This window comes from Nostoc sp. (assembly GCF_036917395.1).
Classification (GTDB): domain Bacteria; phylum Cyanobacteriota; class Cyanobacteriia; order Cyanobacteriales; family Nostocaceae; genus Nostoc.
The window spans coordinates 68,999-82,842 of sequence record NZ_JBALDI010000056.1; the positions used below are offsets into that span (position 1 = coordinate 68,999).

Genomic DNA, 13,844 nt, shown 5'->3' on the forward strand with positions numbered 1-13,844 from the left:
TGTTTTGGCTTCAATTGTCTCGGATAATCTTACATTGCGTACTTCACTCAGTAGTATAAAATTGGGATTTTCCAGTGCTTAGTGTATTTATTAAGTAGAATTTTATTATTTACAAGATCAGAAAATTAATATTTACTGAGAAATTAAGAAAGTAATGCTGACAAAAATTGCAGTTGAAAAAATTCTTGAACGTGCCTTGATGGGGTACGATTTATCTCTCGAAGAGGGAGTGGTATTGTTAGAACAAAGTGATCCAGAAGCGATCGCCGCAATCCGTGCTACATCCGACACACTCCGCCACACTCAAGCAGGCGATACAGTTACATACGTAATTAATCGTAATATTAACTTTACTAATATTTGTGAGCAGCACTGTAATTTTTGTGCTTTCCGTCGAGATGATGGTGATGTCGGTGCATACTGGTTAGATTCGGCGCAAATTTTGGAAAAAGTGACAGATGCAGTGCAACGGGGTGCAACGGAAATCTGTATGCAGGGCGGATTAAATCCACAAGCGCAGATAAATGGTAAATCTTTGTCCTATTATCTCAAGGTAGTAGAAACCATTAAACAAGAATTTCCTCAGATACATCTCCACGCTTTTTCTCCCCAGGAAGTGGAATTTATCGCCAGACTTGATGGACTTAAGTATGCTGATGTGATTATTGCTTTGCGCGATGCTGGTGTTGGCTCAATGCCGGGAACAGCAGCAGAAGTGTTGGACGATAAGGTAAGGCGGATACTCTGTCCAGAGAAGATTGACACAGCCACTTGGCTAGAAATTGTCAGCACAGCTCACAAATTAGGCTTGCATACCACTAGTACCATGTTATCTGGGCATATTGAAACCCACGAACAGCAAATCGGGCATTTAGAAAAATTGCGATCGCTCCAAAAAACCGCCATCAATCAGGGATATCCAGCAAGCATCACAGAGTTTATTTTATTACCCTTCGTTGGGCAAGAAGCGCCTAAGCCCTTACGTCGCCGTGTCGGACGCGATCAACCAGTTTTAACCGATGCACTGCTGCTAGGGGCTGTAGCGCGGATTTACTTGGGTAATTGGATTCCCAACCATCAGCAGAGTTGGGTAAAACTGGGGCTTGCTGGTGCAACAGAAGCTTTAGTTTGGGGTTGCAACGATATTGGCGGCACATTAATGGAGGAGCACATTACCACAATGGCGGGCGCTTTGGGTGGTACGTGTATGGAAGTGGAAACTTTGGAAAATGCGATCGCTTCTTTAGGAAGACCTTACCAACAACGGGATACTCTTTATCAAAAAGTTAGGAGTTAGGAGTCAAGTCAAAGACTCGTGGACGAGTATCTAAGTTAGATGAACAGAGTTCTGAGGTGGATGAATGGAGTTTTCTAACTCCTCACTCCTCACTCCTGACTCAGCAATAAATTGATCCCCAAGTTACCAATCCAAGATAGGATGGACGTTGATTTACGTATTCTTTTACTTAATGCATATGAAGCGCTATTGGTCGCGTTTGCTTGCGCTGGTTTTGGTTGTAGCTATCGGCTTAATGGGCTGTTCTGGCAGTCCAGATAGTTTGAGTGGGGATTATCGCCAAGACACCTTAGCTGTGGTCAATGTTATGAGACAAGCTCTGGATATATCACAAGATTCACCAGACAAAGCAGCAGTTCAAGCAGAAGCGCGTGAAAAAATTAATGACTTTTCAGCTCGCTATCAGCGGGTTAACTCTGTTTCTGGTCTTAGCTCGTTTACAACCATGCGAACAGCCCTCAACTCCCTAGCTGGACATTACAGTTCTTACCCAAATCGTTCTGTACCCGAAAAACTCAAAAATCGTTTAGAGAAGGAGTTACAGCAGGTAGAAGCAGCGCTCAAACGTGGCGGTTAACTCTTAACTATTGCCTACTCCATCATCAAGAGTCAAAAGTATTAACTTTTGACTCTTGATTACTTTGCCAACTTGATGTGCCTGCTAATACCAATTCTCCGTAAACTTGCACTTAATGATTTCTTCTTCCTTAGTGACCTTGGCGACCTTGGCGGTTCGTTTAATAAAAATTAAGTGCATCATCATAGCGAATTGGTATAACACAGAAGTAATTGTCCGAATCCCCAGTCCCCAGTTCAACTTACTTCGTCTCCATCCAATTTTCACCGACACGCGCCTCCACCAGCAAGGGTACACTCAACTGGACTGCATTTTCCATCACCGACTTAATTTGCGGTTGTAATTCTTCCCACTCCTGAGGGGGGATTTCAAATACTAATTCATCGTGAACTTGCAACAACAAACGCGCCTGATAGTTCTTCAAAACCTCATGCAGTCTTACCATTGCAATTTTGATAATATCAGCGTTGGAACCTTGAATTGGTGCATTAGCAGCGGAGCGTAATAAACCTGCATCGTAAGCACCCAAATTCTTCAATTTACTCAGATCAATATCTTCTGGGTTACTGCCTTTTAATTTGCGTAAACTGTTATTAGTAAAGTCAAAGTAACGACGACGACCGAGAATAGTTTCTACATAACCAAGAGATATCGCTTCTTTTTTGACTCGCTCCAAATATGCAAAAACTTTGGGGTATCGTTCATTAAACCGCTTAATGAACTCGTTGGCAATAGTCTTATCTATCCCAGTTGAGCGCGAAAACCTTAGAGAACCCATTCCATAAATCACGCCAAAATTGATAGTTTTTGCCATCCCTCGTTCTTCTGAGGTTATATTTTCTTTTTCAAACACTAACCGCGCGGTAACAGTGTGAACATCTTCATTTTGCTGATATGCTTGCACTAATATCGGCTCTTGACTCAAATGAGCCAAAATCCGCAATTCAATTTGTGAGTAATCAGCAGCCACCATTAACCAACCTGGTTCTGGCAAAAACGCCTTCCGAATTTGGCGACTAAAAGCTGTCCGAATGGGGATATTTTGCAAATTCGGATTAGAAGAAGATAACCTACCAGTTGATGTCGCGGCTTGATTAAAATCAGTATGCACCCGCTGGGTATCTGGACGCACCAATGCAGGTAATGCATCAACATAAGTTGATTTTAATTTAGATAGGGTGCGATACTCAATTATCGCCTCAACCAAACCAGTTTTATCATCTTCTTGGAGTCTTTCCAATGTTGCTGCATCTGTAGAGTAGCCTGTTTGAATTTTACGAGAATGTTTGGTGCTTAACCCCAACTTTTCAAACAAGATTTGGCTCAATTGCTTAGGAGAACCTAAGTTAAAATTTTCCCCAGCTTTTTCAGTTGCTTCCTCTTTTAACCTGGCTAACTCAGTTTCTAAATGCTGCGAAAGTTCTTGTAAATAAGCTGAATTAATGCGGACACCTGTGTATTCCATTTGGGCTAAAACTGCTTCTAGTGGCTGTTCCACTTCCACTAATAGCTTAGATAAAGCTGGAAATTTATCTAGTTCCTCACGTAATTTCGGGACTAAGCCAAAGGTAGAATAAGCATCCATACCGCAGTAATCTGCTACGGCGGGAATATCTATATCAGCGATGGTTTTACCTTTAGGAACTAAATCTAAGTAACTTTTTGCGATCAACCCCAAATATCGCTGCGCCAAATCCATCAAATTATGGCTAGAATCTGGATTTAGAATGTAACTTGCTAGCATCGGATCAAACACTACTCCCGCCAAATTAATTCCTTGACACTTTAAAACTAAGCGGTCAAATTTGGCATTCTGTAAAGCTTTGGGATAATCGGCACTTTCGAGAATTGGGCGTAGTGTTTCTAGCGCAAAATCTTTATGCAAATTTTCCCCAGTTTTATGCCCTAGAGGAATATAGGCTACCTCATCTGGTTTCGTTCCCCAACAGCAACCAATTCCTACTAACTCAGCGTCTCTTGGTTCTAAATCGGTAGTTTCAGTGTCCCAAGCAACAGGAGTCTGTGAATTAGTGAATTTTTGCAAAAGTTTCACTAACTCAGTTAGTTTGGCTTCGGTATTGATAATGCGTGGTGTAATTGGGGAAGTCGATTGTTGTGGAACTGCTGCTGTATCACTAGCACTGAAAAACCACAAATCATTATCTTCATCAGCGCTCAATTCTGAGTTAGTATTGGGATTAATTGCGTCTGTTTTCGCTTCTTGTTTTTCTTCAATTTTGCCACCAAAACGTTGCTGGAGGTCGTTGATTTTCCCTAAAAAAAACTTGAGTTCTAACTTTTCTAAAATTGGTGTCAGGAGATTTGCATCAAATCCTTTTAATTTGCAATCTTCTAAATTAATTTCTATAGGAACATCCAGAACTATAGTTGCCAAATACTGTGACCTATCAGCATCTTCTTTACCACTTGCTAGTTTTTTCTGAGTTGCGCCTTTAATTTCATCTAATGCAGCATAAACATGCTCAAGGGAACCATAGGTATTTAGCAGCTGCACTGCTGTCTTTTCTCCAATTCCTTTGACTCCAGGAATATTATCCGATTTATCACCACAAAGAGCTTTGAAATCCACAATTTGTGAAGGTAAAACGCCCATCTTCTCTTTGACTTGTTCTGCTTCAAATTCCGTAATGCTATTTGTAGAGCGCTTTAGGGCATCTGGACTAAAATTCAGAACAGTGATTTCTTTGTCAGAGTCAATCAATTGAAATAAATCGCGATCGCCAGTCAGAATCTTCACCTTATACCCAGCAGCAGTTACTCGCTGTGCTAAGGTTCCCAAAACATCATCTGCCTCATAACCAGGGGCAGTGAAAATTGGTAGATTGAAGCCATTGAGCAACTCATGCAGGTTTGCTAAGTCGGGAATGAAGTCTTCTGGCGTTTCAGGACGATCGGCTTTATAAGTATCGTCAGCTTCGTGGCGAAAAGTTGCCTCGCCCAAATCAAAAGCGATCGCCATCGCTTGGGGCTGTTGTGTTGCCATTACCTCCAGCAGACACTTAACAAAACCAAAACATATACTGGTAGGAATCCCCGTTGTAGTCCGCAGTCCTCCATCTCGCCCTTTGGCGAAAGCAAAGTATGAACGATAAGCGAGGGAGTGTCCATCTACAAGGATGAACGTGGGGCGTGTTGCAGTTGCAGAAGTGATTTCAGACATAGCCCTATTTTAGCCAGAAGCTTTGTCAGATAGTTAGCAATTTCAGATGCTCGTTCAGTTTGGCTTTAGCGACAATAGCGCAGTTTTTGTGTACCAATTGCTCCTGTACATAATTTAAGACAAACTGATATCTACGTATTTGCAGCTTTAGTACTCCCCACTGGTTTCTAGAGCCTGTTGACCTCTTACTGGAACTTAAAATCTAGGAAATTATGCACAAAGCATCTGCCACACATTTGGCATCTACTGATAATCAGGCTGCTGCAAAAGACATTAAACTACTAGTTTTGGATGTAGATGGCACGATCGCTGGACACTCTAACACCATCAGTGCAGGTGTAAAGCAAGCGATTATTGCAGCGCAAGCCCAAGGAATTCAAGTGGCGATCGCTACAGGTCGAATGTATCGTTCAGCCTTGCGCTTCCACCAAGACATTGGCTCTACCTTACCATTAATGGCCTATCAGGGAGCCTGGATTCAAGACCCGATCACCCAAAAAATTCATCGCCATTGGGCTGTTTCCAGGGAAATTGCCCACAAGCTAATCGACTATTTTGAGCAGCCTGAGTTGCGATCGCTCCTATCTGTCCACTTTTACATCAATGATCAGCTATACGTCCGTGAGTTAACTAGAGAAACCCAAATTTATGCAGAACGTTCTGGTGTTACCCCGATTCCTGTGGGTGATTTGCGCCAAACCTTAACGAATGAACCAACAAAAATTCTCGCTTTGTGCGATGACACTGATGTGATTGATCAGCTATTGGGGAATATGCGCCGCCAATACACACCTGCTGAACTTTATCTCACAACGTCTGTTGCTACCTTTTTTGAAGCAACTAACGCCTCTGTGAATAAGGGAACTGCTGTGCGTTACTTAGCCGAAGAATTGCTGGGATTACAGACAGCCAACGTTATGGCTATTGGCGATAACTTCAATGATTTGGAAATGCTGGAGTATGTTGGACTTGGTGTAGCTATGGGCAACGCACCTGCAGGAGTGCAAGCGATCGCTCAGTGGGTAGCTCCTAGCGTAGAGGAAGACGGAGCAGCAGTAGCAATTGAAAAGTTTTTGCTGTAATCAGGGCACTTTTTCAAAGTTAACCCATATAAATCAGAAAGGACACCGACGACTGGCCGTGTTTCGTCTCGGTGCCCTAGCTGGTTCGCTCCTCACACACCTGCTAATGTAGCCCAGGTCATGCATTCAGTCAATAGCTATTATAAAAGTTTTTATTTTATACCTAAGCGACATTACCGATTTATAATTCCAAGGGCGCAAAAACACCCAAGTTTTCCTCTAACACATATCTTAATACTGACTGAGTAGCCATAAGCAATCCAAGTCTGGCTTGAGCTAGCTCTGGTGAGGTAATTTTCACCTCACCCCAAATCCGGCAATTAGACCAGAAGTTTTCAAAAGCTTGGCTCAAATTCAGCGCTACTTTTTCCCATTTCACAGAACCGCTAATATCAGGGCACTCGATGTTATCTACCACTTGCACTAACTCAGCAATTAGACGACGCTCACCTGGGTGATTTAGCCGCAATGTTCCATCACAATTGAGCCAAGGTAAAGGGTTAGGGAAGATAACACTCCAAAAAGCTGGACTAGTATTTGGAACTGGTTCTCTAAGTTTAATCAATCCCTCTCGGTGAGCCATCAGCACTAGCGAACAGCAACGTGCATGGGCGTACTGAACAGCAAACAATGAATTGGGCATTGGGTATTGGGCACTTGTACTGAGCGGCGTCGTTGGCGCAGCCTCTCCAAGAGTTGTATTGGGCACAAAAGGCAGAGGGGCTTTTTGCTGGGGGCAAAGGGGAGAATTAAAAATTACCTCTTTTCCCTCTGCTTTCTGCTCCCTGCTCCCCTGTCCTCTTCCCACTCCCTGCTCCCCTAGACTCCCCACTGCAAGACTTTGTAACCAAGCCGCTAAGGTAGAGTGAGTTAATTCAAAATGTATCCAGCCAGGGGGAACAATTTGGACGCTAAAAACGTCCTCACAAGTCTTCAATAAATCAGAGGCGATCGCACTGGCAAGCTCCATAGCTTTTCGATTCTGAGATTTTGATAGCCGCAGGGCCACACTTGAGATATATAAAACTCTACCTTCATCTCTATCTTTATATAGATGAATTTTTTCGTCTTTTACGCATATATTTTCTAGTTTATAAGTATCAATGCTTATTAATTTTCTCAAATAACTATCTAATAGCTGTTTAATTGACGTATACTTTCTAGCTAGTAATTTATAATGCACGTAGTTTTGTTTAAATGCCCATGTAAAATATATTTACTTATTTTCTGTCATCTATCTTGCGAGATAAATATAATTTAGATGAAGAAAAATGAGAAGAGGATAAAATTTGATGAATAATCGATGAATAGTAAGTAAACTTTACTACCATCATTGTACAGTAGGAAGTATAACAAAAGAGTAGAGAGTAATTTGCTTTCTATTCTTTGTATTGGCTGGCGCTGTTAGGCGTTAAGCCTGCCTCGTCAACACAAAGACACTCCTTGCACCCTTTTATTTACGTCTTTGTCTTCAGCCGAACGCTCTTTGTTACCTATGCAATCTCCATCCTCCTTTTCTGAGGCATCACGGCCTTTTTTAACTTGGCAACGCATTCTTGACTGGGCTCAAGAACACTACCGCTGCCGTACCTTTAGCAAAGATGAGCGCATTCCAGCCCGGCCTGGATTGCTATATTTGGTGCAAAGGGGTGCGATCCGCATGGTAGGAACCGCCCAAGTGAGTGCGACTGCCAGTCAGCTAACGTCTCGACGAATCAACAGAACCCCAGAAGAAGCGTTCTTGGGTTTTGTGGGAGCGGGACAGCCATTTGAAATTGTTGCCCAATCACCATTTACACTCCAGGCTTACGCGCATGTTGACCAAACTGCGGTGCTGTGGATGTACTGGCATGACTTAGACAACTGGCCTCACTTCCGTCGCGAAGTTATGGATGCCTTTAGGTATCAGCATCAGCGTAAGCTGCTGTGGCTGAGTGCCTTGGGACAACGCCGCACAATTGACCGCCTCTTAGGATTTCTCACATTGTTAATTGAGGAATATGGAGAGCCAGCAATGAGCGACACTGATCCTGATGTGATTCGCGGTTATTGTCTGCCCTTCCCCCTCACCCATGCCCAAATTGGCAGCGCGATTGGTTCGACTCGTGTCACCGTCACCCGCTTGATGGGTAAGCTGCGTCAACGCGGCTTAATCCTCACCCAAGGGGATAATCTCATTTGCTTGCCAGCAGAATCGATTAATAGAGCTGGTTAAAGCACAGTTCAGAGCGGCGATTTCCGCCACTCTGTCTGAGTGCGATGGGCTACGCCCCGCCGGAGGCGATCGCTCCTGTCAGCGAATTTTGACAAACCCAGCTTGGCTAATCAGTTCCTGTCCCTGCTCAGTCAGTAGTAAGTTGGCGTAAGCGACACCTGCTTGCTGTTCAGTCTGACCATTCTGTTTGACCACCACAAACAGATTGCGAGTAATCGGGTATTTTCCTGATTGGAAAGCCTCAGTGTTCAATTTGTTCCGTTTACCAGGACATTCAGACGGGAGGACAGAAGGTTCTTGGTATGGAGCAATGTATTGCCCTTGCGTCCGCCCCAACGGCAAGGCTTTGATTGAGCATTGAGGAATCACCTCTGGGGCAGAAGCGTAGTAGATGCTGCCAGAACTACCAGCCAATTTTTGCAAGGCTTGGGTGGTTGTGGAGATAAATTCCACATTTGAGCTGAAAGCTTGACCACCCAAGATGTCTTGAACAAAAAGTTCGACTGTACCGCCATCAACAATGCGGCGAGAATAGGGCTTAATCGGGATATTGGGGCCGCCCACTTGGCTCCAATTATTGATTTTGCCTGTATAAATTGACTTTAACTGTTCTATCGTTAGTCCTGGGATATTGAGGTTAGGGTTAACTGCGACTGCCAAACCATCAATTGCCACAGGAATTTGTTTCAAAGTGAACCCACGCTGCTGGGCACGGCTTAACTCCTGATCTAGAACTGGTCGGGAGGACTGGGCAAAAGCTAATTGACCGTCTATCAGCGACTGGATACCAGTACCAGAACCAGGAGATGCATTACTGGGTTCTACATAGCGCAGCCGAAATTCTGGTCGCGCCGCTTGAATTCCTGGATCAACTACTAGTCGAATCGGTGCCCAAGATGTACTGCCTCCGTAATTGAATAATCCTGTAGGAACATCCTGTAATGATGTGAAAGTATTGCCACTATGTTGTCCTGATGCAGTTTGGGGCGTTTTGGTGCTACCAGAATTAATTGTATTTAGGTCAACACCAGACTTTCTGGTGAACCACCAAAAACCTCCAGCAACTAGCCCTACCGTAATTAGGATGGATAAGACAAGGATAGGTATTTCGTTTTTTTGGGACATAATAAATTACTGCGCGTCCATTCAATATAAGTGCTTGACTTGATAGGTGCTTGCTACTTGAGATTGTATTGGGAGGACGGGCATTTTGTTAACGAATTATGATAAATCCTAACTTCTGACTACTTTAATGTTCTAAGTATTTGCTTTTAATTATTTATTACTTCTCTACAAGGCTTAATTGCTGGTGAGGATAAATTGCTAGTTGACACTACAATTTTTCCCGTAAAGCTCAATTTCTCATCTTCAGAGGTTTTTTAGGTTAACTATTGGTTAATTTTTAATTTTTTATTGCTGATTATCGCACTGGTTCAAAGTCATAACCAGTGCCAGAGCGAGAACCAGGAACGATTTTCACAAGTTGGACTGGTGCATTGCGATCGCCTGATGCTAAAAACCGAATTGTACCAGAAGCGCCAGTGGCAGAAAAGTCAGAGGAGAAGAGTGCTTGCTGGACTCCCGATCGTGTGGGATTGCGTTTTAATGCCTCAATCAGGGCTACAGTGGCATCATAGCTGAGGGCGCTTCGCCAACTCACATCACCGCCCCATAACTGCCGTGATTTCTGGGGAAAATCTGACTTAGGATCGCTATCAATGTGCCAAGGAACTGCTACTACCATCCCCGCAGCTTGTTCTCTACCAATTTCTAAAGTTTTGACGGTGTAAACATCATCTCCTCCCAGTAGAATTAACCGTTTCTGGTTAATCTGAACTACTTGTAACGCTTTATCCAGAGTTTCAGTGTTAGCAGCTAACATCAACACTTCTGCACCTTGCTTAGTTGCTTGTTCTAGACTTTTAGCCGCGCTAAAATCCACCTTGGATAAGTCAAATTCGCTGGATACTTGTCCACCCTCTAGGGAAACAGATGAAACAAACTCAGACTTTAAAGACTGGCTATAGTTACTTTGAGAATTAAAGAAAACCACTGCATTTTTTTTCTGCAACCTTTTCACCATGTAGTTAGCTAAACTTCTAGCAGCCATAAAATCACTGGGAACCGTGCGAAAAACGTAGCGGCTAAAGTTAGAAATTTTTACAGATGTGCTGGTAGGGGAAATTGCTACAAGTTGTCCAGAGTTATAAATAGTACCTGCTGCTAAGGTGGAATCGCTAGTATTAGGCCCAACTACACCTAATACTTCTGAATTGCTGACTAGGCTGGAAGCTATTTGCTTCGATATTTCTGGCTTGTCGTCATCGTTAGCTATCCCTACCTTCAACGGTACTCCCTTGACTCCCCCAGAGCGATTAATTTGATTTTGGGCTTGGGCGATGCCACGTAAAATTTCTAAAGAAATATTGGGGTCAGTGCCGAATGGTACAGAAGCCATAATGGTGTAGCTCTTGGAACCGATGCGGGCATTGTTAAGAAAGATTAATGCTTCTGGATCGTTAGGCTTGAGTTTTAAGGCAGCTGTAAAATTAGCGATCGCTTTATCATAACTTTTAGCAGCGATCGCCTGTACTCCTTCTTTTTTTGCAGGAGAAATGTCACCTGGAGTCAAAGTTTTTTCCCCAAAACTAATCCGGTTTTCTAAGGATGGATTGCTGCCTGTTTCTTGATTTGAAATGATGGTATTACCAATTTTAAACCCAGAGCCATTAGTAAACCACCACACACCACCGCCAACTATTCCAACTGTCAGCAACAGAGCCAAGGCTAAAATTGTGGTTTCATTCTTTTGTGACATAAACAAATTTGAATAAAATAAAAATGTTTATTATTTGATTATTTTGCTAAATCTAACCGCTTTGATCATTTAATTCTGACAAATCCAGCCTTTTGAATCAGTTCTTGACCCTGAGGTGTCAGCAGCCAATTTGCATAAGCTTCGCCAGCTTGCTGATCTGTTTGACTATTCTGTTTAACAATTACAAATAAATTGCGGGTAATTGCATAGTCACCGCTACGAAACGCCTGAGTATTCAACTGATTACGCTTAGTGGGACATTCAGACGGAGGTACAAAGGGTTCTTGGTAGGGAGGCACAAATTGACCGCTTGTGCGTCCTAGTGGCAGGGATTTTATCATGCATTGAGGTACAACCTCTGGGGCAGAAGCATAATAAATTCCGCCAGGACTTGCAGCTACTTTTCGTACTGCTTCAGTGGTCGTGTTAATATAACTAACGTTGGTACCAAAATTCTCTTTATTTAGAATATTTTCGACAAAGAATTCCACTGTACCCCCAGCTTCTTTGCTACGAGAATAAACCGTAATTGGTAAATTTGGGCCGTCCACCTGTTGCCAATTAGTAATCTTGCCCGTGTAGATATCTTTGAGTTGGGCAACAGTTAAACCAGGAATGTTGAGATTGAGGTTAACTGCGATCGCAATTCCATCAATCGCCACTGGAATTTCTTTGAAACTAAATCCTTTTTGTTTAGCTTCTGTATTTTCTTCAGCCTTAACCGAGCGAGAAGATTGAGAAAAAGCTAGTTGATTGTCTATCAACATCCGAATGCCAGTTCCAGATGCTGATTCACCTGACGGAGGTTGAGTATAGCGTAAAATAAACTGAGAGCATTGGCTTTGGAGTACGGAGTCTACGTCTTTACGAATAGGTGCCCAGGTTGTGCTACCACCATAGTTGAATGTCCCTTCTGGGAGATTTGGCACGTCACATTTGCTGATGGTATTACTTGTCTTGCCAGTCTCTATAGGCTTAGGAACAGAAATGGCATCTCTGGGATTGCTATTCTCCGACTGGTTCGCAACAAGTTTATTTAATTGCGCCCACCGTGCCATAAAAAACCATAAGCCACCAAAGATTAAGCCAATGGTGATTACAGCGGCTAAGAAAAGACTAAGTGTTTCGTTTTTCTGAGACATAGGTGGCTGTTAACACCAGTAGTTTTTAAAGTAACAAAGATAATAATTTATAAATAAGTCGAAATATGGCTGTTAGTGAGATGGCTACTAAGCCTGCTGCAACTGATAAAAAAACTACTGTTTGAATGCCAAGACCCCCTTGTAAAAAGGGAAGAAAAAAAATAATCGCAAAAGTAATTGTCGGAATAATTAATAAATCGAACTTTTCAATCCACCGCCTGGTTTGGGCAAATATCAGTATCCCTAAAATCACACATGCAACAGTAAAAGTAACTATTGGTAATTTTACTAGACTGAAGAGGGCGATCGCGATCAATGCACCCTCAAATCCACTAAATGCCGCCCCACCCAATAATTCCACTGTAGAAAACGCTGGTTGAGTTGGTGGACGGCGGGGGACGACAGGACTGGAACTTTTAGGTGGTTGTGCTGGGAGTGTTACAGAAGGCGAATTAAGTTGTGTCGCGGCTAGAGGCTGTGAGTTAAGTGCATCTAAAACCTCCTGGGCTGATTGGAAGCGCTGATTAGCAGCAGGTAGCAGCATTTTGTCTAAAATATCAGCAAGGCGAGGGTTGATAGTCACTTGTGTTGGCGAAGCCTGCACTACGTGCATTCGCCATTTCCACTGATTGCTGTAGGCATCAAATAGTTGAATTGCTTCCTGATTTGTCAACAAAGTAATAAGAGTTATAGCTAAGGCGTATAAATCTGTAGATGGAAATACTTGACCTCCAGCCATCTGCTCAGGTGGTGCAAATCCCATAGAATAAATTCCCGTGGAAGAAGCAGCAGAACCAGATGCAGCGTTTGTCACAAGCTTTACTGCGCCAAAATCTAGGAGAAAAAGTTTACCATCACGACGGCGCATGATGTTAGACGGTTTAATATCTCTGTGGATAATGCCTCTATGATGGACAAACTTTAGCACCTTCAGGATTTCTTGCAGCACCTCCAACACTTGCTGTTCAGAAAATTTACCCTGTTGAGCTAATTCTTCCTCTAGGTTTTGCCCATCAATATACTCTTGTGCCAAATAAAAAAACTGGTCTTGCTGTCCTGGCTGCAAACTATTAACTATCACTGGAAAGAAGGCAAACAAGTCAGGAATTTGCTCGTGATCGTTACCAAGCTGTGCTAAAACTTCTGCCTCTCTTTCAAACATTATCTGTGCTTGTTGCAGTTGATTTAAAGTTAAATTACCCGCTGGTTGAAACTGCTTAACTACGCATTGACGCATTCCTGGAATTCGGCGATCGCGTGCCAAAAATGCTGCTCCAAACCCCCCTCTTCCCAACAGCTTAATTGTCACATATCGACCATCTAGCAGCAGTGGCATCCCACAGGTAGTACAGTACTTTTGCTGCGTTGTTTTCAGCGTCGTAATATCATCTAAATCAGCAAAATAGTTTTGTGGGCGTGGGCAACGTGGACGAGTACAGTAAACTTCCATTTTCGTGATTAGTCATTAGTCAAAATAATTCGTAATTGATAATATTCGCCTCTGACGAGAAGCAAGCTATGTAATTCGTAAT

The 13,844-nt window shown here is 42.9% G+C and carries 10 protein-coding genes; 4 read left to right on the forward strand and 6 right to left on the reverse strand.

Features of this window, described 5'->3' with window-relative positions:
* Positions 1 to 154 precede the first annotated feature (154 nt).
* Both cofH and psb27 read left to right on the forward strand, forming a co-directional pair.
* Positions 155 to 1,297, forward strand: coding sequence for a 7,8-didemethyl-8-hydroxy-5-deazariboflavin synthase subunit CofH (cofH, locus tag V7K46_RS19400; RefSeq protein WP_335115899.1), 1,143 nt, complete (start codon positions 155 to 157; stop codon positions 1,295 to 1,297).
* 172 nt (positions 1,298 to 1,469) lie between these two features.
* Entirely contained in the window at positions 1,470 to 1,874 is a 405-nt protein-coding gene (gene psb27 / locus V7K46_RS19405) for a photosystem II protein Psb27 (protein WP_335115901.1), read from the forward strand.
* Positions 1,875 to 2,115: 241 nt separating this feature from the next.
* Here the strand turns inward: psb27 and polA are convergent, their stop codons facing one another.
* Positions 2,116 to 5,055 carry a DNA polymerase I gene (gene polA / locus V7K46_RS19410; protein WP_335115903.1) on the reverse strand — a complete coding sequence of 980 codons (2,940 nt, stop codon included), beginning with the start codon at positions 5,053 to 5,055 and terminating at the stop codon, positions 2,116 to 2,118.
* 212 nt (positions 5,056 to 5,267) lie between these two features.
* Between polA and V7K46_RS19415 the strand changes: the two genes are divergently transcribed.
* Positions 5,268 to 6,137 (forward strand): Cof-type HAD-IIB family hydrolase, encoded by an 870-nt coding sequence (locus V7K46_RS19415; RefSeq protein WP_335115905.1) that lies wholly within the window; start codon positions 5,268 to 5,270, stop codon positions 6,135 to 6,137.
* A 181-nt stretch (positions 6,138 to 6,318) separates the two neighbouring features.
* Here the strand turns inward: V7K46_RS19415 and V7K46_RS19420 are convergent, their stop codons facing one another.
* Positions 6,319 to 7,107: a DALR anticodon-binding domain-containing protein gene (locus tag V7K46_RS19420; protein ID WP_335115907.1), complete on the reverse strand. Its 789-nt coding sequence runs from the start codon at positions 7,105 to 7,107 to the stop codon at positions 6,319 to 6,321.
* A 525-nt stretch (positions 7,108 to 7,632) separates the two neighbouring features.
* On the opposite strand from V7K46_RS19420, the gene V7K46_RS19425 reads away from it, so the two are divergent.
* Positions 7,633 to 8,352 carry a Crp/Fnr family transcriptional regulator gene (locus tag V7K46_RS19425; RefSeq protein ID WP_012412419.1) on the forward strand — a complete coding sequence of 240 codons (720 nt, stop codon included), beginning with the start codon at positions 7,633 to 7,635 and terminating at the stop codon, positions 8,350 to 8,352.
* 78 nt (positions 8,353 to 8,430) lie between these two features.
* On the opposite strand, the gene V7K46_RS19430 is transcribed toward V7K46_RS19425, so the two are convergent.
* The 4 genes from V7K46_RS19430 to V7K46_RS19445 form a co-directional block, all read right to left on the reverse strand.
* Entirely contained in the window at positions 8,431 to 9,477 is a 1,047-nt protein-coding gene (locus V7K46_RS19430; protein WP_335115909.1) for a PstS family phosphate ABC transporter substrate-binding protein, read from the reverse strand.
* A gap of 295 nt (positions 9,478 to 9,772) precedes the next feature.
* Positions 9,773 to 11,170 (reverse strand): ABC transporter substrate-binding protein, encoded by a 1,398-nt coding sequence (locus V7K46_RS19435; protein ID WP_335115911.1) that lies wholly within the window; start codon positions 11,168 to 11,170, stop codon positions 9,773 to 9,775.
* Between the two features lie 65 nt (positions 11,171 to 11,235).
* Positions 11,236 to 12,312, reverse strand: coding sequence for a PstS family phosphate ABC transporter substrate-binding protein (locus V7K46_RS19440; protein WP_335115913.1), 1,077 nt, complete (start codon positions 12,310 to 12,312; stop codon positions 11,236 to 11,238).
* A gap of 25 nt (positions 12,313 to 12,337) precedes the next feature.
* Complete coding sequence (locus V7K46_RS19445) at positions 12,338 to 13,762, reverse strand: serine/threonine-protein kinase (RefSeq protein WP_335115915.1); 1,425 nt, start codon at positions 13,760 to 13,762, stop codon at positions 12,338 to 12,340.
* Between the last annotated feature and the right edge of the window lie 82 nt (positions 13,763 to 13,844).